At 63.8% G+C, this 24,045-nt stretch carries 19 protein-coding genes and 1 pseudogene; 11 read left to right on the top strand and 9 right to left on the bottom strand.

Translation table 11 applies throughout. From position 1 onward, the window contains the following. The first annotated feature begins 130 nt into the window (after window positions 1-130). Together B7495_RS10975 and B7495_RS10970 are read left to right on the top strand one after the other, a co-directional pair. Window positions 131-496 carry an ATP-dependent DNA ligase gene (locus B7495_RS10975; protein WP_240632210.1) on the top strand — a complete coding sequence of 122 codons (366 nt, stop codon included), beginning with the start codon at window positions 131-133 and terminating at the stop codon, window positions 494-496. A gap of 313 nt (window positions 497-809) precedes the next feature. After that, on the top strand, window positions 810-1,523 hold the full coding sequence (locus B7495_RS10970) for a GAF and ANTAR domain-containing protein (RefSeq protein WP_088456598.1): 714 nt from the start codon (window positions 810-812) through the stop codon (window positions 1,521-1,523). A 1,036-nt stretch (window positions 1,524-2,559) separates the two neighbouring features. Here the strand turns inward: B7495_RS10970 and B7495_RS10965 are convergent. Continuing rightward, window positions 2,560-3,198 carry an RNA polymerase sigma factor gene (locus B7495_RS10965; RefSeq protein WP_240632209.1) on the bottom strand — a complete coding sequence of 213 codons (639 nt, stop codon included), beginning with the start codon at window positions 3,196-3,198 and terminating at the stop codon, window positions 2,560-2,562. Between B7495_RS10965 and B7495_RS19630 the strand changes: the two genes are divergently transcribed. Further along, the gene (locus B7495_RS19630) at window positions 3,141-3,386 is read left to right on the top strand and encodes an ANTAR domain-containing protein (protein WP_088456596.1); all 246 of its coding nucleotides are present in this window, start codon (window positions 3,141-3,143) and stop codon (window positions 3,384-3,386) included. The two genes, B7495_RS10965 and B7495_RS19630, sit on opposite strands and share 58 nt — an antisense overlap. A gap of 42 nt (window positions 3,387-3,428) precedes the next feature. On the opposite strand, the gene B7495_RS10955 is transcribed toward B7495_RS19630, so the two are convergent. Then, window positions 3,429-3,674, bottom strand: coding sequence for a hypothetical protein (locus B7495_RS10955; RefSeq protein ID WP_088456595.1), 246 nt, complete (start codon window positions 3,672-3,674; stop codon window positions 3,429-3,431). A 719-nt stretch (window positions 3,675-4,393) separates the two neighbouring features. Between B7495_RS10955 and B7495_RS10950 the strand changes: the two genes are divergently transcribed. Next, window positions 4,394-5,920, top strand: coding sequence for a hypothetical protein (locus B7495_RS10950; protein ID WP_240632208.1), 1,527 nt, complete (start codon window positions 4,394-4,396; stop codon window positions 5,918-5,920). Window positions 5,921-6,206: 286 nt separating this feature from the next. On the opposite strand, the gene B7495_RS10945 is transcribed toward B7495_RS10950, so the two are convergent. Both B7495_RS10945 and B7495_RS10940 read right to left on the bottom strand, forming a co-directional pair. Then, complete coding sequence (locus B7495_RS10945) at window positions 6,207-6,668, bottom strand: nuclear transport factor 2 family protein (protein WP_088456593.1); 462 nt, start codon at window positions 6,666-6,668, stop codon at window positions 6,207-6,209. A 209-nt stretch (window positions 6,669-6,877) separates the two neighbouring features. Then, a complete protein-coding gene (locus B7495_RS10940; RefSeq protein ID WP_088456592.1) occupies window positions 6,878-7,429 on the bottom strand; it encodes a carboxymuconolactone decarboxylase family protein in 552 nt (183 codons plus the stop codon). A gap of 120 nt (window positions 7,430-7,549) precedes the next feature. Between B7495_RS10940 and B7495_RS10935 the strand changes: the two genes are divergently transcribed. Continuing rightward, the gene (locus tag B7495_RS10935) at window positions 7,550-8,155 is read left to right on the top strand and encodes a CGNR zinc finger domain-containing protein (RefSeq protein ID WP_198415068.1); all 606 of its coding nucleotides are present in this window, start codon (window positions 7,550-7,552) and stop codon (window positions 8,153-8,155) included. A gap of 284 nt (window positions 8,156-8,439) precedes the next feature. Further along, window positions 8,440-8,532: pseudogene (locus B7495_RS10930) on the top strand (leucine zipper domain-containing protein); the annotation flags it as partial. Between the two features lie 785 nt (window positions 8,533-9,317). Here the strand turns inward: B7495_RS10930 and B7495_RS10925 are convergent. Next, the gene (locus tag B7495_RS10925) at window positions 9,318-9,527 is read right to left on the bottom strand and encodes a hypothetical protein (protein ID WP_088456590.1); all 210 of its coding nucleotides are present in this window, start codon (window positions 9,525-9,527) and stop codon (window positions 9,318-9,320) included. A 520-nt stretch (window positions 9,528-10,047) separates the two neighbouring features. After that, window positions 10,048-10,383, bottom strand: coding sequence for a family 1 glycosylhydrolase (locus B7495_RS19625; RefSeq protein WP_088456589.1), 336 nt, complete (start codon window positions 10,381-10,383; stop codon window positions 10,048-10,050). Window positions 10,384-10,496: 113 nt separating this feature from the next. On the opposite strand from B7495_RS19625, the gene B7495_RS10915 reads away from it, so the two are divergent. Further along, complete coding sequence (locus B7495_RS10915) at window positions 10,497-13,166, top strand: AMP-binding protein (protein WP_088456588.1); 2,670 nt, start codon at window positions 10,497-10,499, stop codon at window positions 13,164-13,166. Here the strand turns inward: B7495_RS10915 and B7495_RS10910 are convergent. From B7495_RS10910 to B7495_RS10900, 3 genes are all read right to left on the bottom strand, one after another. Then, entirely contained in the window at window positions 13,141-14,262 is a 1,122-nt protein-coding gene (locus B7495_RS10910; protein WP_088456587.1) for an ABC transporter ATP-binding protein, read from the bottom strand. The genes B7495_RS10915 and B7495_RS10910 overlap by 26 nt on opposite strands. Continuing rightward, window positions 14,259-15,713 carry an iron ABC transporter permease gene (locus tag B7495_RS10905; protein ID WP_240632207.1) on the bottom strand — a complete coding sequence of 485 codons (1,455 nt, stop codon included), beginning with the start codon at window positions 15,711-15,713 and terminating at the stop codon, window positions 14,259-14,261. The genes B7495_RS10910 and B7495_RS10905 overlap by 4 nt, the downstream gene beginning before the upstream one ends. A 98-nt stretch (window positions 15,714-15,811) precedes the next feature. After that, window positions 15,812-16,864, bottom strand: a complete 1,053-nt coding sequence (locus B7495_RS10900) for an iron ABC transporter substrate-binding protein (protein ID WP_088456585.1) — start codon at window positions 16,862-16,864, stop codon at window positions 15,812-15,814. A gap of 301 nt (window positions 16,865-17,165) precedes the next feature. Between B7495_RS10900 and B7495_RS10895 the strand changes: the two genes are divergently transcribed. Genes B7495_RS10895 through narI form a run of 4 tightly spaced genes read left to right on the top strand, consistent with a single transcriptional unit; the run spans window position 17,166 to window position 24,020 of the window. After that, window positions 17,166-20,894, top strand: coding sequence for a nitrate reductase subunit alpha (locus B7495_RS10895; RefSeq protein ID WP_205748668.1), 3,729 nt, complete (start codon window positions 17,166-17,168; stop codon window positions 20,892-20,894). Beyond that, window positions 20,894-22,618 (top strand): nitrate reductase subunit beta, encoded by a 1,725-nt coding sequence (gene narH / locus B7495_RS10890; RefSeq protein WP_088456583.1) that lies wholly within the window; start codon window positions 20,894-20,896, stop codon window positions 22,616-22,618. Before B7495_RS10895 ends, narH begins: the two co-directional genes overlap by 1 nt. Continuing rightward, the gene (gene narJ, locus B7495_RS10885) at window positions 22,615-23,265 is read left to right on the top strand and encodes a nitrate reductase molybdenum cofactor assembly chaperone (protein ID WP_088456582.1); all 651 of its coding nucleotides are present in this window, start codon (window positions 22,615-22,617) and stop codon (window positions 23,263-23,265) included. Before narH ends, narJ begins: the two co-directional genes overlap by 4 nt. Next, window positions 23,265-24,020: a respiratory nitrate reductase subunit gamma gene (narI, locus tag B7495_RS10880; protein ID WP_088458046.1), complete on the top strand. Its 756-nt coding sequence runs from the start codon at window positions 23,265-23,267 to the stop codon at window positions 24,018-24,020. The genes narJ and narI overlap by 1 nt, the downstream gene beginning before the upstream one ends. Window positions 24,021-24,045: the final 25 nt, after the last annotated feature.

Below are 24,045 nucleotides of genomic sequence, written 5' to 3'. Positions count from 1 at the left end.
GTGCGGATCCGCTCCTGTACCAGAGCGCTCGTGACGTCGCCGCAATGCATGGAACACACAGTGTCGCGGGAGCGCGCAACCCCCTCCCTGAGGCTACGCAGTGGGGTTATGGTCTGGCCATAATTACTTCATGAGAGGAAAGCTCATGGGAACCTTGACGTACGACTCGGGCCTCACAATCTATTTCAACGACTGGACACTCGCTCATCTTCAGGTCGCCATCGGGGTCAAGCTCCACCTAAAAGAAAGCTTTCATCTCTCCTGGAAAGATGAGACGGACGGTGACGGAGGGCGGGGCTCGATCTGGATATTCCCCGGCGCCCCACTCTTCTTCAAGTTCGCAGACGGCCGATGGCCTTTCCTCGATTTGGAGTGGGTCGAAGTGTTAGTCAAGTCCGCGAACACGCCCGAAGGAATGACGGTCATCCCAGAACCGCGCCCACTCGTCGCGAATCGACCCGCCCAGGACAGGGCAACAGTGCCCATGAGCGGCTGAGTTCGGTCAGCACATTTGGTTCGACGGGACAAAATCCGCAATGTCGTCGATAGCCATTCCGATCATTGTGCAATCTCGAAGGACTGCCTTCGTCTATTTTGCTTTGGTGTCCAGAGCGTTCCATTGGGACTGTATTTCGATTAGCACTGTCCGAGAGCTGTCCAGTCCTGGATGGCTGGGCTGACGAACGGGACCGCTGAGGTCTATGAGCCAGTGTGGGCCAAGAGCACAGTTCGATAATCCGTGTAGGGCCTTTGACAGTTGAGCGCAAGCCCTTTACGGCCGTCGTGATCGCGCTCTATTCTCTGTGTGCATGGTCTCCTCACAACGCGAAGTTGATCTTGCAGACGTCTTTGTGCTCCTCGCCGACTCACTAAGTGCGGGCCGCGACGTCGTCGACACCATGGACATCCTTGTCCAGGCCAGCACCGAATTTACCGCGGCGACAGACGCCGGAATTCTTCTGGCCGACAGCGGTGGAGTTCTTCACATTGTGGCGTCTTCCAACGAGCGTACGAGCGAGGTCGAAGAGGCCCAGCTTGGTCACGATCAGGGCCCGTGTCTGGACTGCTTCGTTTCCGGGGAACCTGTAGAGATTTCTAATCTCTCCGAAGAATCCGGGCGGTGGCCTCAGTTTGTTGCGATTGCCCTCTCGCGAGGATTCGATGCCGTGCATGCCTTCCCATTGCGCCTGCGCGGTCACACTTTCGGGAGCCTTAACCTCTTTAGTTCCACCCGCGAACCGTTTAGCGACCAGGACGCAGCCTTGGCGCTGGCCTTGGCTCAAGTGGCAACGATCAGCCTCGTTCAGCATCAAACCATCCGCAATCAAGGCACGGTGAACGGTCAATTACAGCAAGCGCTGAAGAGCAGGATACTTATCGAGCAAGCTAAGGGTGTTTTGGCGCAGCGCCACGGGGTGCCCATTGATGCCGCCTTCTCCTTGCTCCGCACCTACGCGCGCACAAGTAGTTCAAAGCTGCACGACATTGCTGATGGTGTCGTGCATCACGGGCTCTCGTTTTAGGTGGAACGATTGAGACGTCCGCTTCAACGCCCTCGCCTGGATTAGAAGTCCAGGGCTGCTTGCCTTCAACTTTCCGGTAGTTCAGGCAGCGGGTGGGTAACGAGGCGCCGGACAGGACCCCAGATTTCAGGCGGTTTGGTCGGTTGGGGTGACGTGGTGTTGGATGACTGTGGTCAGCGGCTGGATAGTCAGTTTGATCAAGGGGCATTCGTGTTCTCGGGTGTAAGAGTCGATGCTGACGGCAAGATTGTGGCGAGTCCACGATGTTCGGGGGCTGTAGGGGTTGCGGTCAATGATCTCTGGCGCTCCCAGATGAGTGGTGAACTCGTTGGTCAGGGCGCCGTACCCGAGCGAGATGGTGGGGCCGGTGGCGGTAGTGTCCGACAGATAGACACTGAGCCCGATCCCGTGCGGGGGACAGGTCGTCCAGGCGCCCCAGATGTCTAGTTCGGTGCAGTGCCAACGCGCAACCCGAACCGTACGTTCAGTGTGCCGGTGAGCGAGCAAAACGTTGCAGCAATGCCTCTCGAGTAGCGCAATTGCGTCGCGTTCCAGTACAGGCCACGTCCCAGAGAGTAGCGAGTCGACCAGGTCGAAAATTCGACGGGGCGTAGCGGCGGTGCTCATCGGGCACCGCAGCGTGAGTTGAAGCGGTTGCGTAGATTCATGAGCACCCCCACACGCGAGTGGGCCCCCTGCTCAACTCGCGCTTTCACATAGCTGACACCCCGGACGGGCCAATGTCAATATTTCGAGCCGGCGTCCTGGAGGCGAGGAGCCACGCCGTGACGTCGTGAATCAAAGTCGAAATCCGGCTGCGTCGATCAGTTCGAATCTTAGGATCTCGTCGGGCGTCGTCGACACGGATTTGCGATACTGGCGCGGCACGAAGACCCAGAGACACCGAACTCTCACCCGGCGCAGCTTGCCGCCAGTATCGACCTACAAGTCAACGGAGCGCGCGTCAGATTCAATTTCCGTACCGCTGATGATGAGCTAGCCGAGGAGGCTCCCTTTCGAGTTGATGAAAACACAGTCAGCGCCAGTCGGCCAACGCCCCTGCCAAGCTTCTGCGTGAACGCGCGAGGAGACCACGGACAGTCGATACCGGAATTTCGAGTTCATCCGCAATGAGGGCGTAACTGCAGTCGGAGAACTCGCGCATCAGCCATGCGCGGCGCTGGTTGGTCGGCAGATTGGCAAGGGCTAGGGCCAATGCCTCATTCTGAAGCAGCGTTTCGACGACTTTGAAAGGCTCGGTATCGAGGATTTCTGTTGTGTCATCGTCATACTCGGCAGCCACCGGGGCGCTCCTACGCATTCGGTCGAGGCATTTATTGCGCACCACACGCATTAACCAGGCCTTCACGTGCGCGCCATCGTTTAAGGTTGGTAGCTTTTCCCAAGCAGTAATGAGGGCCTCCTGCACGATATCGTCAGCATCGGCAGACGACTTCAGGATCCTGACGGCGTAGCCACGCATCAGATTCCGATAGCGACGCACCAAGACCTCAAAAGCGACCAAATTCCCGCTCGTCGCGACGTCAACCAGGACGCTATCCGGCTCGTCTTCGAGGAGCGACCGGCCGACGTCTGCCAGCAGTATCGAGCTGCTCGATGACTGCGCGGAAGGACCCACCGGTTCGGGCTCATTGTCTCGATCAGCTGAATTCACTCGTTGAGTATACAAACACAACGCGGCCCGCCAAGGGCGTTCTCGCCCAACGTCACGGCGTACCCATGGATCAGGCCTTCCTGATCCTGCGAGCGGCCGCGGCCAGCGCGCACATGAGCCTTCGAGACATGGCAACGAAGTGCGTGACACACCACGTCAGCGACAACGAACAAGCGATGATCAGCTAGGTCCGATCAGCGACCACCCCTTGCTCAGGAAAGAGTTAGGGGTCAATCCGGAGGTTCCACCGTCTCTCCAAACGGCGGCAGATTGATGTCCTCCTCATTTACCGCGACGTCCCCAACATCATCGGGACCGCCTGTTCCCGGCGCCACATTCACTTTGTCGGCAATCTCGGGGTCGAGCGTTGACGGTGCGGCGTCGGTCTGTTTGGCTTGCGTTTCAGTTTCGCTCGCCGGGCTGTAACTGGTGTCCTTGCGGGTCTGGTCGTTGTCGCCCAAGTCAGTGCCGGACATCGCAATTTCCCTCCATGTCGTGGATCAATTCACTCAAGCATGCGTTGTCAGGGGTGCTCCTGACTAGCATTCGACAAAGATGCGTCAGTCGCCGGTAGCAGAGGTCGCACGCGCATGGGCGGCCGTGATCCAGCCCTCTCGGCCGAATACTCCGGTCATATCCTCACCAGCCTCGGACTGTCACTTCACGAAACGGTCTGGCAGCTCAAGTTCTGGTCCGAGACTCACCGCGACGAGGTCTCAGCGCATCAAGCACAATTTGACCATGCGCGATAGCTGGGCCCAGGCGCTGTCCATGGCGCGCGATCCACGCTGCGTCACCACGCGCTCCGGGTCGCGAAACATGTCAACAGTTGCGTTCCGATCTGACGCGCCGCCTACGAGCGTTTTCGGTGAGGGGTCGATCAGTAGCGGGTACTGCGTAACCGAAAAGACTGCGGCGGGCGGCACACGAGTACTACGCGGGTGTGGACTCTGGTACTGCCTCGTCGCTCTTTTTCGAGACTGGAGTCTGATGTGCAGGTGCGGCTTGGTTCGTAGCGTCGTAGGTGAACGAAAGGCATGTAATGATTCGAGTTCACTCTTTGACCAAGCGCTATGCCGCCCCGCGGACGCGCGGAAGGAAATCCTGCATGCGCCCTCTATCCGGCCGCTCTCAGCAAGGTCAACCAGGTGCACGCTCGCGTCAGACGGTACCTGTCGCTGCCGGGCTGGCGCTGATGCTCGGTTCCGTACTGCTGGTCGGATGCTCGCCAGCGGTGGCCACCCCGGAGCAGCGGTCAACGACCGCCCTCAAGTCGGCATCCGACGAGCTCAGCACTATCGTCGCCGGGTTCGCACCCGAGGGCTGCACCAACGCCTCGCTGCCCGTCACAGTCGAAGAGGAGCGCCTCACGGCGTTTATGCCGGACGAGGCCGATCCGTCGCGGCCCGCCGATCGTACGTTCGCACGCATGATGGTCGAGGGCGCCGGATTCGGTGAGTTCACCGCTGCTTTCGCCAAAGACGTCTGCGGACAGGGGTCCCTTGCCGATGCGAAGACCGTCGTCGAGGGACTGGGTACCCTGCTGTGGCAGGACGCTGTCGCCCGAGCTCAATCGACGGAAGGCGTCACCGGTGACCTGCCGGCGAGCGACGACCGACCGCTGTACTGGACGCGGCTGGAGGCCATGACCGTGCTGCATCAGTGGGGCCCGGACTTCACCCTCTCCACCAAAGAGCGTGCGTTGCTGGTCGATGCCTTCGACCGGGCGGCCCGCGGCATGCGCGACGTCGATCTGCCGTCGGGCGACCAGGTGGCGCGGGTGCTGGTAAGCGGATTCGATCCCTTCACTCTCGACGGTGGCGCCACGGGCAGCGCGGCGGGAACAGCCGGCAATCAGATTCGCTACGGTAATCCGTCCGGGGCGACCGTACTGGCGATTGACGGTACGACGACGACGGCTCCCGATGGCACCACGGTGCGCTACGAGGCGTACACGCTGCCAGTGAACTACCCCGAGTTCGAGCGCGGATATCTGGACGACACCGTAGGTCCACTCATGGAGCCCGGCGACGATCGGTTGGATGCGTCAATCACCATGAGCCAGGCGGCCGGGTCGCGGTTCGCGCTGGAGCAATGGAACGGCCGTTACCACGGCGACGTTGCCGGCAACGACAACTTTGCGCCCTGTCCGCCTGCCGGTTTGACCGGCGCCGCGCAGCTGGCAAAGGACAATCCTGGCTGCAACACCCAGGTGCTGGAGCGTTGGGGTGGCGGCGACACATTGACGGATCCACCACAGTGGACCGCGTCGACGCTACCGATCGAGCAGATGATCGCGGCACGCACGGGTTCGAATGTTCCCCGTCCGCCGGGCGATTCATGGGAAGACGAGTCGGTTGCGTTCGGCGTGCTGTGGAATACGAACTACAGGTATTTCCCCAGATGCGACTCAGGTGAAGAGAAGGAGACTTCCCAGCGCGAGGACACATACCCGCCTGCCCTCGAGCCGACGCCCCCACCCCAGGGCTCCTGCGCGCGCAGCGGCGGAGGTGGCACCTATCTCTCGAATGAGTCGGCCTACCGCAACACGCTGCTGCGCGATCGGGCGGGGCTCGGCATTCCGGCCGGGCACATCCACACCCCCGACATGCAGCACTTCCACACCGAGTTCGCCGCGACGGATGCGACGTTCGAGGCGTGGCGTGACGCCATCGTTGCCCAGGCGCGCGAGCTGATCGCGGTGGTGGGGACACACAGCTGACATCTGCGGGCACGTGCTCCGGAGCCGGCCAGACGACGGAAGGGCACTGGGGCGCACGATATCGGCCGCCGGCGCACCCGGCCGGACGCGGTCCGAGGCGACAAATCGTACTCGTCCCGCGCGGATCACACGGCGGCAGGCCAGTCGGAGACTCGACGCCGCCGCCGACAGGAACCTCCACAAACCATCGGTTATGAGGCATCCCGAATATGAGCCACGCTGTCGCTCGGGCTGGCAGAGCGTGAGAACCCTCGTTGCCCTCTCTCAATGCGCTGATTCATGGGTGTCACCAGAGCGGAAAGTCAACGCCGTGTTCGGATTGTGGGCGGGGCCCGAATACGCGACGCTCAGTCTCGGTGATCTGGTGGTCGTTGATGGATGCCTCGCGGCGGCTCATCAGGCCGTTGGGCTCGAACTCCCACAGTTCGTTGCCGTAGCTGCGCCACCACTGGCCGTGATTGTCGTGCCACTCGTACTGGAACCGCACGGCGATGCGGTTGCCGCGGAAGCCCCACAGCCCTTTGCGAAGCGCGTAGTGCTGCTCACGCTGCCACTTTGCGGTGAGGAACTCAATGATGGCCGGGCGCCCGACGACGTGCACGTCCCGGTTTCGCCAGATCGAGTCAGGCGTGTAGGCAAGAGCGACCTTCTCGGGCTCGCGGCTGTTCCAACCGTCTTCGGCTGCCTGAACTTTCTGCAGCGCCGACGGTAAGTCGAAGGGAGGGAACGGGGGTCGGGATTCGGTCATTCCATCTGTCCTTTAAGTCAGTTAGCGCGGGTTGCGCGGATAAGAGTTGCCGGCGGTTGGGGTGACGGGCCCGCGAACCTGCGCCGGCCGGGCCTGGTCCTGCCCGACCCCGGCTTGCGCCGCACAGCCAGCTCGCCGGCGTGGAAACCCACATCGGCGAGCTGGTGCGTTCGATCGTCGTCATCATCTCCTCGAGGACCGAGGGAGATTTACAGCCCGACTACGGGCCAGTCGTTCTCCACCTTGGCGAGCGTGTTGAAGTAATTGGTGAGGATGTTCAGCGCGAGGTTCGCGACGACCTCACCGATTTCCGTGTCGGTCACGCCAGCGGCGCGGGCTGCGCCGATCGCTTCGTCGCCCACATCACCGGCAGACTCTGCGATCGTGTTGGAGAGTTTGAGCAGCGCGGCAACATGCGGGTCCCTCGACTCGGCGCGGCGTGCGGAGTCGAGCTCGGCAGCATCCACCTTGGCGATATTGCTACCGATATAGGTGTGGGCGGAGAGGCAGTACTCGCAGCCGTTCAGCTGTGCGGTCGAGATCGCGAGGCGCTCACGCACCGCGGCAGGAAGGCTGCCTGATCCCACTGCGGCGGAGAGCGCGAGGTACCCCTTCAGCAAAGCGGGGCTGGTGGCCATGACCTTGGTCATATTCGGCACGAGGCCCAGTCCCTTCTGGACCTGATCGAGCAGCTCTTTGGCGACGCCTGTGGCCGTCTCGGGCTGGATCGGGGCGATGGTGGCGGCGGTGGTGGCGGTCATAGTTTTGTCTCCTCGTTTCTAATGCATGAACACGTGTTCATCCGTGACAAGTTCTACCATGAATGTTCTAACGGATGCAAGCTACTTGTTCCGTGATAGTTTGGTGAGGTGAGAAATGACATGTCAGACCGTAATTGGGTACTCGCTGACGAACCCGCCCCGGTGCGGCTGATGGCGACGAGATGGGCCGACTCGGAGGGTCAGCACGATGACTTCGCGGCCCCGTCGGACCTGGACGCGTGGCTGGATGCAGTCGGCGTTGACGTGCAGGGCGTGGCGGCCACGCAAGAGGAGTTCCTGAGCGCACGGACGTTTCGGGACTCAGTACGCAAGCTGGCAGCCCACGTCACGGGCGACCGCCGTCCGGCTGCCGTATCCGCCGTAGCCAGCGTGGAGGACGCGGCCCGAAACGTGAACGCCGCTGCCAGCCAGCGACCGATTGCCCGGCTGCGACTGCTCGACGCGCGCCTCGTGCTCGCCGCCGAATCGGCGCGGTCGCCAGTCGTCGTCGGCATCGCCGGCGTTGCCGTAGAAGCCCAACAGCTGCTCAGCGCGAATCCGGCCCTATTGCGGGCGTGTCACGCCCCAGGGTGCGTGCTCTACTTCACGAAGACGCACCCGCGGCGGGAATGGTGCTCGGTTGCCTGCGGCAATCGCGCCCGCGCCGCCCGGCACTACCAATCCGTGAGGTCTGCACGTAGCGCGCAAGTGCGTGCCGACCAGTAGTGTCCTGACCTGACTCGAGTCTCTGAACTGTTCGTCGCGCCAGCACAGCACAGAAAATAGACCATGAACTTGTACGTTTGCATCGTCATCAATCCTTTGCGTGAGTGCGTGCCGACCCAGTTGACACTGCTCTGGCCTGGACCTGACAAATAATCGTCAACGGATAGATCGCGACCTCCAGTGCCCCCCCGCAAATTTCCACGGGCCGCTAATAGTTGTACTGAGCCGAGAGGTTGGTGACAGTCGGGGTTGAAAAAAGGGAAAACCTCTGGTTCTAGTGGAGACTCGGCATCTACCGGCAGTGCGCCCACCGATGGATCAACCGGCACCGCGCCGAAGGAACAACAGGGCTCCATAATCGGTCGTCACGCCCCCGCAACTGCGCACGCGGCGGGGGCGCACCTGCGCCCATAGCAAGCAACCACCCATGACCAAGGGAACCGCAATCATCTTCGGAGCTGGCCCCCTGCATGGGCTTCGCCCTTGCTCGCACCTTCGCCGCCGCCGGCCACAACATCGCCCTACACGCCCGCAGCGCCGACAGCAGGGTCGACTCCCTGACAACTGAGCTCAGTCGCGCCGACGTGGACGCCCGCGACTACGCTGCTGACGCCAGTGATCCCCGCCAGCTTTGCGCGCGGCGCTGTCGAAGGCCATCGATGAGCTCGGCGCCCCGTCAGCCCTGATCTGCAACGCGGCACTACTGCGCCCCGACGGACGGCGATGACGACGGAGGGGCCAACGCTCTTGCCGTCGACGTGCTCGGCGCCAAAATTGCCGCAGAGACTGTGCTCCTCGCTCCGCGACAACCGTGGCAGCCTGCTGTTCACCGGCGCTCTACAGGCTTACGCCACCGCACTACACGCAGTGGCTCCCCGTCGGCGAACGGAATCCGTCTATGCCCGTCGCTACAACGGCCGCTACATTAGGTGCCGCTCCGGGCCAGTCGGCCAATGAGCGTGGTCATGAACCCACTGGCCGTCTTCGTCAAGCGCCCAGACACCGCTCTCGATCGCGAAGTTCCACCACCAAATTTGCTTGGCAACGGACACGATCGGGAACTCTTCCGGCGATGCGGTGGCGTCGGAAATGAGCACGAGGGCGTTGGGGATGGAATGATCGGTGATATCGATAACCCTGGCGATAGTGCTGAAGCTCAGCGTTAACCAGCGTGATCCTGGATACAGAAAAACATCGCCTTCGTTGCGAAATGTCGAGTCTCATCAGGCAACCGGAGGTTGTGTTTCTTCTCGATCTCGCTGAGCTGGTTGGACGTGAGGCCCGGGCGCATCCGTCTGATGTTGCCGGCGCCGCGGTCGCTGCAGAGTTGCGCGAACCGCTGCAGCTCTTGCCCGACCTCAGCGGCAGTCACGAGTTAGCTCCCATTGCACAAAGTCAAAGTAGGCACTCCAACTGCGGACGGGGGGAGAGGAATCGCAAGGAAGCCCCGCTCTCCTACTGGCTTGGACGAAACGTGACACGTCGACAAAAAGGAACCGTAGCGGCTGCCCTGTAGTTGATTCTGTGCTCCATTTATGAGCTTGAGACTGGGGAGAGTCAGGGCGGTTGCCCCTCCTCGGACTGTAGCTCTGAACGGGTATTCATCACAATTGAGCCCTGCAACTGGGGCTGGGCATTGAGCTGAACCGTAGTACCAGGCTTCGTTGGAGGGGTTCTCGGCGCTAGGGCGGTAGTCAAGCTTGACCCACCCTGGCGATTGGGTCGGCGCTGCCAGGTCGTGGTCGGTTGCTTCGGGGACGTCGGAACGCCCAGACGCGAAGATGGGCTGCTCCTTGCATGCCTTGTAGGGGTTTCCGTAGACGCCCGCCGCGGCGACGAGCCAGAAGCACTGGGAGAGCACTGTCTGAGCAACCGAATCCGCAATCCCGTTCTCAGCAGCGAACTGCGGGGCTGATTACGGGAGCCGCCAAAGACCGGGCAGAGCTGCCGGGGGAGCCGGCGACGCTGGGGACGGTCGCCGGTTGCGGCGAGGATAGGCCCACGTTGCCGACCACTCGCCCGTTAAAAGTGCCGGTGGTCGTGTACGTAAAGCGATTGGGACAACCACCACGTTCGGCTAGCGCGAGGGGCACTTCCCTGTGGTTGATCGTGACGAACGGTTCAATGTTGCGCGCAAGGGTTGCGTCGATGAGGCGGTCGTCGAAGTCGAGCCCGGCAGGGTTGCGCCGCGTCCCGTCTGGGAAAACTCGCGTCCATGACAGCGACATCCGGTACGCGTCGACCCGGTGGTTTCGCGAGCGCAAAGCAGGTCCGCACAACGTTAGGTTAGGCTTACTTGGCCCGATTCTGCGTTTCCCGCCCGTGTTGAAAGTCGCCCGCTATGCCCTCGCTAGTCTCTGTTCCCAGCCTGTCCCTTCTCGGCGGTCGGTCGGACGCTACCGCCCTCGTGGGCAACGGCGTCAGAATCAGCTATGCCGAGCTACTTCTGCTCATCCGGGCGCGTCGGACGCAGCTTGGCGAGACCCGTCGCCTGGTGATGATCGCGGCGGCTAATGGGCTGGAGCCGATTGTGACCTACCTCGCCGCACTCGAGGGCGGGCACCCCGTGTTCCTCGTTCCCGGCGCCTCAGATGAGGCGAGCCTGATCCACAGAGCCGCCCTCACCGAGCGTTTCCGGCCCGATGTCATTGCCGGCCACGGCCCAGAAGGGTGGACACTCGAGGAGCGCCACCCCGGCAGCGCACACAAATTCCATCCGGAGTTGGCCCTACTCGCCAGCACGTCGGGGTCGACAGGATCCCCCAAGCTCGTGCGCCTCTCGTACGACAACCTGCGAAGCAACGCCGCATCCATTGGCGAGTACCTGCGCCTCGGACCTGATGATCGCGCGGCTACGACCCTGCCGCTGCAGTATTGCTACGGGCTCTCGGTCGTTAACAGCCATCTGTTCGCCGGTGCAAGCATCCTTCTCACCGAGCGATCGGTGACGGACGAGGAGTTCTGGGACGAGGCATCCGCCCATGGAATCACCTCATTTGCGGGCGTGCCCTATACCTTCGAGATGCTGGAGGCCGGCGACTTCGCCGAGCGTTCGGTGCCGAGCCTGCGGTACCTGACCCAGGCGGGCGGTCGGCTCGCTCCGGAAGTCATCCGACGGTTCGCCCGTATTGGCGACGAACGGGGCTTTCAACTCTTCGTGATGTACGGCCAGACTGAAGCCACGGCTCGGATGGCCTACCTGCCGCCCGATCTGCTCCAGGACTCTGCCGGTGCCATCGGTCGACCAATTCCCGGCGGCCGGTTCCGCATCGACGCCCACGATGGCACGGAGGCTCCGGCCGGTAGTCAGGGTGAGCTCGTCTATGAGGGGCCGAACGTCATGCTCGGCTACGCCGAGACACCGGCGGATTTCGAACTCGGTCGCACCGTGCACGAACTGCGGACGGGGGACCTCGCGCGCCGGCGCGCCGACGGCCTGTATGAGATTGTCGGCCGGATGAACCGTTTCGTCAAAATCTTCGGATTGCGAATCGACCTCGACCGAGTTGAACGGCTCCTCCTCGACGAAGGGATCGAGGTGCGCGTGGCCAGCTCCGATGAACGGCTGCTTCTCTTCGCCACCTCGGATCGCGCAGCCCAACGCGCCCACGAGCGCGCCGCCGCCCTCGTCGGAATTCCCATGCGGGTCATCGGCGCGTATGCGATAGCCCAGTTCCCTCGCACCTCGAGCGGAAAGCCCGACACGGCGGCTCTCGTGCGGTTCGCGGCACTCCAGGATCGCGTCGAATCGACCTCTGACTCGGTGTGCCACGTGAGCAAGGCACACGGGGGCGGCGTCGCACCCGACATGATTCGCGATTTACTCTCGACGCTGCTGTCCCGACCTGAAGTGAGCCTAGACGACTCCTTTGCCGGGCTCGGCGGCGATTCGCTCAGCTACATCGAAGTGTCGCTTCGGCTCGAGGCGATGCTCGGGGAGCTGCCCAGGGACTGGCCGACCCGCTCAGTTCGGGAGTTGGCGGCGTTCGCCACAGAGGTGCGCGAGAACGCCGACAGAGCGCGAGCGGAAGCAGGCCCCGGTGCGCCGGGCGCTTCCGTCGATGCAGGCCGCCGCCCTCGCTTCGCACATCTGGTGCGCCTCGAGACTCCGGCCGTGCTGCGGGCGGTCGCCATCGTGCTCATTGTCGGCACGCACGCCGACTTGTTCGGCCTGAAAGGTGGCGCCCACCTGCTGCTCGCCGTCGCCGGATACAACCTTGCCCGCTTTCAACTCGCATCGGTGCCGGGGCGGCCCAGATTCCGTGGCCTCGGTCGCAGCGCTGCCGAACTCGCGGTGCCCGCGGTGCTCTGGATCGGTGCTGTCGCCCTCCTGAGCGGCCAGTACAGCCTCACCACTGTCCTGCTAGTGAACAACCTCGTGCCGGGCGACGGGCGGTGGAATGAACAGTGGCAGTTCTGGTTTCTCGAAGCGCTTCTGTGGACCCTCGTCGGTCTTGCCGTCCTGTTCGCCATCCGGCCGGTGGACCGGTTGGAGCGGCGGTGGCCGTTCGGCTTCGCCCTCGTCGCATTCTCCGTCGCCCTCGTGGCGCGTTTCGTTTTCGCCGGGCCGCATGCCGAGTATGTCGAGCGCTACAGCGGACCCGTGGTCGTGTGGCTCATCGCGCTCGGTTGGCTTGTCGCGCGAGCCGACAGCACGTCGAGGCGAGTCCTCGTTTCGATGGTCATCGGGGTGAGTTCGATCGGGTTCTTCGACGATCCGCTGCGCGAAGCCATCCTCGCCGGCGGCGCACTGGTGCTGGTCTGGGTACCGGCTATTCGCGTGCCACGACTACTGGTGCCCGCTGTCGTCGCGCTGGCTGGAGCGTCGATGTTCATCTACCTCACCCACTGGCAGGTGTACCCGCCGTTCGAGCAGGATGCGCCGTGGCTCGGGACTGTGCTCTCGCTCATGGTCGGTGTCATCGCCTGGCGTGGGTACACGCTGGTGAGCGGTCGGGTCAGAGGAGCGATTTGGTCGACGCGTGTTACCTCGACGGCGCGACAGAAGTGACCGGTGCAGGTCTAGGCGTGCTCAGGGCTGACTTCTGGCCCGGCGCGCCAGGCTGAGGGTAGAGCACCACCCCGCCATCGACAGAAACCTGCACGGAGCGTCCGGCCGTGAACTGCGCCGCCGCGTGCAACGGCACCCGGTGCGTCGCCTCCGCCGGGAACTCGCCGCCGTCGAACGCCAGCGTGAGTTCGGCGCCTGCACCGGTTGACCGGACGTTGATGACAGTCGCGTTGCCGCCATCCGCAGCCGGCGCCAGACGCAGCTGCTCGGGCCGAACCATCGCGAACAGGGTGGCGGCCGCGCCGCTGCGGTCGTGCCGCACTGGAAGGCGTCCCAAGGCGCAGTCCACCGCGTCGGCGCCCGCCGGGCGCGCCGGCACGAGCACCACGTCACCCAGGAACTCGGCGACACGGGCATCGATCGGAGAGTCGAAGACGGTCGCCGGCGTACCGGCCTGCACCAGTCGGCCGCCCGCGAGCACACCGACTTGCTGCCCGAATGAGAGCGCTTCGTCTCTGTCGTGGGTCACCAGAATGGCCGTCACGTCGCTGAGCTCGAGCATATCGACGACCGCTTGCCGGGTCTGGGCGCGGAGACCCGTGTCGAGGGCGCTGAACGGCTCATCAAGCAGGATGACCTTGGGTCGCTGCGCGAGGGCGCGAACGAGAGCGACCCGCTGCTGCTGTCCGCCCGAAAGCTCGTGCGGCATCCTGGCGGCCAGCCTGGCGTCGAGAGAGGCGAATTCCATCAGTTCGCGCACACGCGCGTGATTCCTGGCCGCCCTGGGCAGTCCGAACGCGATGTTGCGGGCGACGGACAGATGCGGGAACAGTGCGCCGTCCTGTGCGACGTAGCCGATGCCGCGCAGGTGCGCAGGCAGACTCGATCGCGGGCCGGCTATCTCCCGGCCGTCGTGGGTGATGGTGCCGGTATCAGGTCGTTCGAAGCCGGCGATGAGTCGCAACAGGGTGCTCTTGCCGCTGCCCGACGCCCCGACCAGGGCGATTCGGGTGCCGTCCGGCACCTCGAGGGTGACGTCGCGGAGCACCTCCGTCGCGCCGAACGACTTCGAGATGCCAGAGAGGTGCAGGGTCATCGGAGGCTCCGTCCGGTTGCGTGGGCGAACATGAGGGCGACGGCCGGGCACGAGAGCAGCACCAGCACCACGGCGTAGGGGGCAGCGGTCGGATAGTCGAGTGAGGAAGCCGCGGACCAGAAGCTGGTCGCGACCGTGCGGGTGCCGGTCGGCGCGAGCAGCAGTGTCGCGGTGAGTTCGTTCGCCGCACCGAGCGCGACAAGGGCGCCGCCTGCGCACGCCGCCGGCACGAGTAGCGGCACCGTGACCCGCAGGCGCGCGACGAAAGGTGGGACGCCGAGCGATCGAGCGGCCTCTTCCAACGACTCGGGCACCTGCGACAGGCCGGCTCGCAGCGGAACGAGCGCACGAGGCAGGAGGATCACGACGTACGCGGCGATGACCGTGAACGCAGTTTGGTAAAGAGTGGGGGCGATGGCGAGGGTCGTCGCAACGAGGGCGAGCGCGACGATGATCGCGGGAAGGCTGCTGGCGAGGTAGGCGGCTCCTTCGAGGACGCGCGAGAGCCGGTCTGGGTAGCGCACCGCCAACCAGGCGAAGGGGAGTGCGACGGCGATCGCGCAGGCGGCTCCCGCAAGCGACAGGACGAGGGTCTGGACCGTCGCCGATGCGAGGTGCCCGAGGTCGGCCGTGTCAGCGCGGAACAACCAGCGCACCACGCTTGTCAACGGCACGAGGGTCGAGGCCGTGACGAGGCAGACCAGCCCGGCGACCGCCAGCGGGGCGAGGCGTCCCAGCGGTACTCGGGCCGGCGGATGCGGCGAACCGCCGCCTACCCTGGCGTAGCGTGCACGGCCGCGGGCGAGGGACTCAGCGACAAGCAGGACCAAACACAGCAGCACGAGCACCAGCCCGAGTGCGGCCGCGTTCGGCCCGGCGAAGGTTGTCTGATATGCGACAACGATGGCGGTGGTGAAGGTGTCGAAGCGCAGGAAGGCAAAGGCGCCGTACTCCGCCAGGAGGTGCAGCGCGACCACCAGGGCGCCACCCAGGACCGCCACGCGCAGCTGCGGTAACACGACCCGGAAGAACACCGTCCACGAGCCCATACCGAGCGAACGCGCGGATTCCTCGAGTGCGGGGTCGAGGCCCCGGATCGCCGCCAGCGCGGGCAGGTACACGAGGGGGAAATACGCGGTGACCGCGACGAGCACACCGCCCCACAGCCCGCTGATCGAGGGCACAACGCTCGCCCACCCGTAACTGGCGACGAAGGCGGGAATCGCCAGCGGCGCAGCCAGTGCCACCGCGAAGACACGGCGCCCCGGCAGGGCTGTGCGCTCAACCAGCCAGGCGCCGCTGACCCCGAGTACAACCGATGCCGGAACGCCGATCACGACGAGGAGCACAGTGTTGACGAGCAGCTCGCCGACCTTCGGGCGGAACACCAGCGTCGAAAGCTCGTCCCAGCCCATGGCAACCGAGGCCTGGACGACGTAGCCGATGGGCACGAGCGCGCCGAGGGCAAGAACGGCGACGAGCGTGATGAGACCGCCGGAGGCGCGACGCGCTGGCGTGGCGACTAACGGCGGCCGGGTTAGGTGCGTAGTCAGAGTAGACCGGCTTCCGTCATGAGCTCGATAACCTTCGGGCCGTTCAAGGCTGAAGGGTCGATCACCGGGGCCGCCAAGCCGTCAAGCGGTGGAAGTTCGGACTTCGCCTGAACGTTCGAGGCTACCGGGTACTCGAAGCTGTACCCCTCGCCGAGGATCTCTTGGCCCTGCTCTCCGGCAATGAAGGCAAGAAACTGCTGGGCCTCGTCGGCGTGCGGGGCGTTCTTGAGCACGCCGCCACCGGACACGCTTACGAAGGCGCCCGGGTCCTGGTTGCCGAAATAGTGCAACTGGGTGTTGCCGCTGTCTTCCGCCGCGGCATCCTGATCGCGGTACCAGTAGTAGTGGTAGATGACGCCGACGGGCACTTCACCGGCACTGACAGCCTTCATGGTGACGATATTGTTGCGGTACTCGGTGGCGTTCGTTGCCAGACCCTCGAGCCACTCCAGCGCGGCGTCTTCGCCCTGCGTCTCGACCACAGCTGAGACGATGGCCTGGAAGTCCGCCTTCGCCGGGGCCGCACCCCAGCGGCCTTTCCACTCAGGGTCGGCTAGATCCAGGAGCGAGGTGGGCAACTCTGCCTCGGAAATAAGGTCAGGGTTGTAGACGAGCACAGTCGAGCGGGCGGCAATGCCGGTCCAGTCGCCCGATGAAGGTCGGTACTGCTCCGGCACGAGCGCGAGAGTGGCCTCATCGACCGGGGCGAGCAGGCCTGCCTTCTCGACGAGCGACATCGCCGGTGAGTTCTCGGTGAGGAAAACGTCGGCTTGAGAGGCGGCGCCCTCTTGCACCAGTTGGTTGCCCAATTCGCTGTCATCGCCATTGCGGAGGACCACTTCGATGCCGGACTCCTCTGTGAAGGCGTCGGCCCACTCTGTGGTGAGCTCCTCGTGCTGGGCGTTGTACACGACGAGCGCGCCGTCGGAAGTGCCACCATCCTGGCTGTCGCTCGAATCATCGCCCGGGCCGCTCGCTGAGCAGCCGGCAACGAGTAGTGCGGCGATGGCAACGGGGGCAAGGCGCGCGAGACGCAGGGGAAAGAGCATTGGGGACCTTTCAGTCCATGGGGCAGGTAAGGCAATCCTAAGCCACCAGTGCGCGCATCGTGCTGCCTCGCCGATCGCTGTGACGATAATCGGTATGCCGTGGTTCACCAACCCTAGAACGATGGCTGCTGCGGGCACGTACCGTTCCACGCATTCGTCCGCGCCTCCACCAGGTGTTGGCGGCCTCTCGTCCCAAGTGATCGAAGATGACGTAGTGGTGCACGGTGCGCCCGGAAACACCGACGTGACGAAAGCTCACTGATCACTAGCGCGCTGGGAGGGCGAAATATAGTATTTGGCCATGGCAGCTGCTTCAGTGCCTGCCGGTTTGGACGGGAAAGCGTCGGACACCATGTTGGCGCTTGGCCGTTTTTTCACGCGGTGGGACCAGACAGATGATGGACGCGCGGTGTTCCGTGAGGGCGGGCGCAAGGGTGACGTGTTCTACCGTGACCGGTGGAGTCATGACAAGGTGGTGCGTTCCACCCACGGGGTCAACTGCACTGGATCGTGTTCGTGGAAAGTATATGTTCGCGATGGCATCATCACCTGGGAGTCGCAACAGACCGATTACCCTTCGGTCGGCCCCGACAGTCCGGAGTACGAGCCGCGCGGGTGTCCTCGGGGTGCCGCATTCAGTTGGTACACCTATTCGCCAACACGGGTGCGGTATCCGTACGGCCGAGGTGTGCTCGTCGAGATGTACCGGGAGGCCAAGGCGAGGCTGAAAGATCCCGTGCTCGCTTGGGCAGACGTTGTAGATGACCCTGAACGGCGCAGTCGCTACCAGAAGGCGCGAGGGAAAGGCGGGCTCGTTCGCATTCCGTGGCAGGAGGCGGTTGAGATCGCCGCTGCCGCCCACGTTCACACGATCAAGAAGTACGGTCCGGACCGGTGCGCCGGCTTTTCCCCGATTCCGGCCATGTCGATGGTGTCTCACGCGGCGGGAAACCGGTTCATTCAGCTCATCGGTGGGGTAATGACATCGTTTTACGACTGGTACGCCGACCTCCCCGTGGCCTCTCCGCAGGTGTTCGGCGACCAAACCGATGTGCCTGAATCGGGGGACTGGTGGGACTCCACCTACCTGATGATGTGGGGATCGAACGTTCCAGTGACACGTACGCCCGACGCGCACTTCATGGCAGAGGTGCGGTATCGGGGCACGAAGGTGGTCGCGATCAGTCCGGACTATGCCGACAACACGAAGTTCGCCGACGAGTGGCTGCCCGCCCAGGCCGGCACAGACGCTGCGCTCGCGATGGCAATGGGCCACGTGATGCTCAAGGAGTTCTTTGTGGACCGCGAGGTTCCGTACTTCAGCGGATACGTACGCCGTTACACCGATCTGCCTTTCCTCGTCCGCATCGAGGAGCACGCTGACGGTGGCCTCGTGCCGACTAAATTCCTGATGGCGACGGACCTACCCGACCAGGCGAACACTCCTGATGCCGCCTTCAAGACGGTTCTGATCGACTCGGCCACCGGCGCTCCAGTGGTGCCCAACGGGTCCATCGGTTACCGGTATGGGGAGGCGGGCAAGGGCAAGTGGAACCTTGACCTGGAGGGTGTCGACCCGGTCCTGAGCCTTCTCGACGAGGCCGACGGCGGCGCATCCGCCCGAACCGCCGAAATTCGGATGCCCTGCTTCGAGGCGCCCTCCGGCGAGGGCTCGGTGGTGACCCGGGGTGTGCCGGTCCGGCGGGTGGCCGGGCACCTGGTCACCACAGTGTTCGACCTGATGCTCGCCCAGTACGGGGTTGGCCGTCCGGGGCTGCCGGGAGACTGGGCCACCGACTACGACGATGCGTCGACCCCGTATACGCCGGCCTGGCAAGAGGAGATCACGAGTGTGCCGGCTGCCGCCTGCATCCGGGTCGCGCGCGAATTTGCCCGCAACGCCGAGGAATCGAAGGGGCGATCCATGATCATCATGGGCGCTGGCATCTGTCAGTGGTTCCACGGTGACGCCACCTACCGCGCGGTGCTCTCGCTGGTGATGCTCACCGGGTGCATGGGGCGTAACGGCGGCGGTTGGGCGCACTACGTCGGTCAGGAAAAGACCCGTCCGATCACCGGGTGGATTTCCCTCGCGAACGGTTTGGACTGGAGCCGACCGCCCCGGACCATGATCGGGACCGGGTATTGGTACATGCACACCGATCAGTGGCGCTCTGATGGGTACTCGGCCGACTCCCTCAAGTCCCCCCTCGCCGAAGGACATTTTGATGGAATGCACACCGCGGACACCCTCGCTCAGTCGAACCGGCTCGGTTGGATGCCGTTTTACCCGCAGTTCGACCGCAACCCGCTTGATCTCGCCGATGAGGCCCAAGCGGCGGTGGATGCGGGGGAGGCGCCAGATACCCCGACCTGGATCGCCAACGCCCTTAAGAACCGGCGGTTGAACCCGGCCATCGACGATGTCGACGCTCCCGAGAATTGGCCGCGCACCCTGGTGCTCTGGCGTTCGAACCTGTTCGGCTCGTCGGCCAAGGGCAACGAGTACTTTCTGCGCAATCTCCTCGGGACCCATAACAACGTGATGGGCACCGACCACGTGAACGCCGCCCGACCCCGGGACGTGAAATGGCACGACGAGGCACCGGAAGGAAAACTCGACCTCCTTGTCTCCGCAGATTTCCGGATGACGTCGACAACGCTGTTGTCGGACATCGTATTTCCCGCTGCCACCTGGTACGAAAAGCACGACCTCTCCTCCACCGATATGCACCCCTTCGTGCACGCCTTCAGCCCCGCCATCGACCCGCCGTGGGAGGCGAAAACCGACTTTGACACGTTCCGTCTGCTCGCAGAGGAGTTTTCCCGCCAGGCTAAGACGCATCTCGGCACCCGGCGGGACCTGGTCAGTGTGCCGCTGCAACACGATACGCCGGGGGAGATCGCCCAGCCCGGTGGAGTGGTCCGCGACTGGCGGGACACGGATATCCCGGCGGTACCCGGTCAGAACATGCCGGTTTTCTCGATCGTTGAGCGCGACTACACCGCGATCGCGGAGAAGCTCGCCACGGTCGGACCGCTCGCGGAGGAACGCGGCTTCACCGTCAAGAACATCACCTACCGGATGGAGCACGAAATTGAGCGGCTCGCACAGAGCAACGGGTTGATGCTCGGCGGGGCGGGCAACGGTCGCCCGGCCATCGATACCGATGCGAAATTCGCCCAAGCCATCCTGAGCTTCTCCGGAACGACCAATGGCGAACTTGCCGTGCAAGGCTTCCGCGAACTGGAAGAACAGACCGGCATGAAGCTCGCCGACCTCGCCGAAGGCTCCGAAGAGAAGCGGGTGACCTTCGCGCAAACCCAAGCGGGGCCCGTTCCGGTAATCACGTCCCCGGAGTGGTCCGGGTCCGAGACGGGTGGGCGCCGGTATTCCCCGTTTACCATCAACGTCGAGCGGCTGAAGTCCTGGCACACCCTCACCGGTCGGATGCACTTCTTCCTCGACCACGACTGGATGCGCGACCTGGGCGAGGCCCTGCCAATCTACCGACCACCGCTGGATATGCAGCGGCTGTTCGGCGAACCGCGGTTTGGCCCGAATGGAACTTCCGAGATCACGGTGCGTTACCTAACCCCGCACTCGAAGTGGTCGATCCACTCGGAGTACCAGGACAACCTCTTCATGCTGTCGCTGTCCAGAGGAGGTCCGACAGCGTGGATCAGCCCCGCGGATGCTGCGGCGATCTCCGTCTCCGACAACGATTGGATCGAGTGCGTCAACACCAACGGGGTGTATGTGTGCCGAGCCATCGTCAGCCATCGGATGCCCGCGGGTGTCGTTTACGTCTACCACGCCCAAGAGCGCACGATCGATGTGCCGAAGTCCGAGGCGACCGGCCGCCGAGGTGGCATCCACAACTCGGCCACCCGACTGCTCGTCAAACCCACCCACCTCATCGGTGGGTATGCGCAGTTGTCCTACGCGTTCAACTACCTGGGACCCACCGGCAACCAGCGTGACATGGTCACCACAATACGAAAGCGTTCCCAGGAGGTGCGGTACTGATGCGCGTTATGGCTCAAATGGGCATGGTGATGAACCTCGATAAGTGCATCGGCTGCCATACCTGCTCGGTGACCTGCAAACAAGCGTGGACGAACCGCGCCGGCACCGAATACGTCTGGTTCAACAACGTCGAGACCCGGCCGGGACAAGGGTATCCGCGCCGCTACGAAGACCAGGAACGGTGGAAGGGCGGCTGGCAGCTTAACAAGAAGGGCCGACTGGTGCTCACGGGCGGTGGACGGCTGAAAAAGCTGTTCGGACTCTTCGCGAGCCCCGTGCAGCCCGAGTTGAAGGACTACTACGAGCCCTGGACCTATGACTACAAGACCCTGATCGACGCTCCGCTCGGAGACGACTTCCCGGTGGCCCGACCAAAATCGTTGATCACCGGTCGGGACACCAAAATTAGCTGGTCGGCCAACTGGGACGACGACCTCGGCGGCGCCCCGGAGATGGGGCACCTCGACCCCATCGTCGAAAAGGTGCGGCGGGAGTCGGAAGACAAGATCAAGTTCGCCTTTGAACAGACCTTCATGTTCTACCTTCCGCGGATCTGTGAGCACTGCCTCAACCCCTCCTGCATGGCGTCGTGCCCTTCCGGTGCCATCTATAAGCGCGTCGAAGACGGCATCGTTCTCGTCGACCAGGACAAGTGCCGAGGCTGGCGCCAGTGCATCACCGGCTGCCCCTACAAGAAGATCTACTTCAACCACAAGACCGGTAAGGCCGAGAAGTGCACCTTCTGCTATCCGAGGGTGGAAGTCGGTCTTCCCACCGTGTGCTCCGAAACCTGTGTCGGCCGCCTCCGCTACCTCGGTCTGTTCCTCTATGACGCCGACCGGGTCACCGACGCCGCCGCGGTGACGGACGTGACTGACCTGTACGAATCGCAGATGGACGTACTCCTAGACCCCAACGACCCCGAGGTGGCCGCAGCCGCCCTCGACCAGGGCATCCCCGCCGACTGGCTCGACGCAGCAAAGAAGTCGCCGGTATATGCGCTCGCCAAGGTGTACAAAGTGGCGCTGCCGCTGCACCCGGAGTATCGCACCATGCCGATGGTCTGGTACGTGCCGCCGCTGTCTCCCATCGTTGACCTGCTGAGCGAGCAGGGCCACGACGCCGAAGACAGCGGCAATCTCTTCGGCGCCATCGACGCACTCCGCATCCCCGTCGAGTATCTCGCTGAGCTGTTCACCGCCGGCGACACCGACAAGATCACCGAGGTGTTGCGCAAGCTTGCGGCGATGCGTGCCTACATGCGGGCGATCACGATGGAACAGGAACCCGACCCGTCGATTCCGGAAGCCGTGGGGATGTCGCCGGGCTCCATGTACGAGATGTACAGGCTGATGGCGATCGCGAAGTATGACGAGCGTTACGTCATTCCCAAGGCACACGTCGAGCAGGCACACGACCTGGAGGAGATGGGGTGCTCGGTCGATTTTGAGGGTGGTCCGGGCATGTATGAAGACTCGCCGTTCGGTGAAGCGAGCGGCAGGCCAACACCCGTGGCCGTGGAAAACTTCTACGCGCTGAAAGACCGGCAGACGTCCGATACTCCCGCCGGCGAGCAGGCCCTCCGAGGCCGCGTCAATCTACTGAACTGGGACGGCAACGGTAGCCCGACCGGTCTCTTTCCCGAGAAACGCGACCGACCAAGCGCTGCGGCCCCGTCGCCGGGCGATCTGCGCCCGCCCACGGAAAAGGGCGGCTCGCTATGAGGCGCGATCGAGCCGCCGCCGCGCACAGCCTGGCGCAGCGCGTGTTCTATCAGGCCGCGTCCTGGTGTCTGTCGTACCCGGATGCCAAACTCCTGGAACGGTGCGCGTTGATGCGGTCCGCGCTGGCCGAACACGGCCCGGCTGCACCGGATCTCACAGCGTTCATCGGGTACCTCGAGAACACCGCGTTGGGGACCCTGGAGCGTTCCTACGTGGAGACGTTCGACCTGAGCAAGCACCATCCGCTCTATCTCTCGTATTGGACCGACGGCGACACCCGTCGCCGGGGTGACGTGTTGGCTGAGTTCAAGCAGGTGTACCGGGGCAGTGACTACCTGACCAACACCCACGGTGAGCTGCCCGACTTCTTACCGCTGGTTCTCGAGTTCGCCGCGTTGGCCGGCCCGATGGCGGGTCGCGATCTGCTCATCCGATACCGGCCCAGTGTCGAAATGCTCCGACTCGCGCTCACCGAGCACAAGTCACCGTACGCCACCGTGGTGGAGGGCATTTGTGCCACCCTTCCCGGCCCATCACCCGCAGATCGACAGGCCGTCCAAACCATGGCGGGCGTCGGCCCACCGGCCGAAAGTGTCGGCCTCGAACCCTACGACCCCCGTCTGCTTCCCCTGAACGGCGGCTCATGATGTGGGACGTGCTGCTCTGGGGCATTCTCCCCTACGTGATGGTGGCGATCCTGATCGGTGGGACCATCTGGCGCTACCGCTATGACCAATTCGGTTGGACCACCCGTTCATCCCAACTCTACGAATCCCGCCTCCTGCGGATCGGATCCCCGATATTTCACTTCGGGCTCCTAGCCGTCATCGCCGGGCATTTCTTCGGCCTGGTGGTCCCCATGTCCTGGACACTCTTTTTCGGGCTGAGCCAGGATTTCTATCATCTCAACGCCCTGCTGGTCGGGGGAGTCGCTGGGGTATGCACTCTCGGCGGGATCGTGATCCTGATCTATCGACGACGCAAGACGGGGCCGGTTTTCATGGCCACGACCACCAATGACAAGATCATGTACGTCGTGTTGACAGCTGCGATCGTCCTGGGCCTCTGGACCACTCTCGCCAGCGTCTTCAGCGGTGAGCACGGCCACAACTACAGGGAAACGGTGTCGCCCTGGTTCCGATCCCTGTTCATCCTGCAACCCGATGTCACGGCTATGGCTGCCGCTCCGTTCTCCTTCCACATCCACACCCTCGTCGGCATGTTGTTGTTCACAATCTGGCCCTTCACCCGACTGGTGCACGCTTTCACCGCGCCTCTGCACTACTTGTTCAGGCCCTACATCGTCTACCGGTCCAGGGATCGAGAAGCCGGGCAGGTACGGCCGGCGCGGCGCGGGTGGGCGCCCATCGGCACCAAGGATCGCACTCCCGATAAGCGCTGATCGGAGCAGCGGCGATGGACACACC

This window comes from Cryobacterium sp. LW097, from assembly GCF_002205495.2.
GTDB lineage: Bacteria > Actinomycetota > Actinomycetes > Actinomycetales > Microbacteriaceae > Cryobacterium > Cryobacterium zongtaii.
Note: the sequence above shows the minus strand (reverse complement) of the source record. Positions and strands in the feature narration are given on the sequence as shown.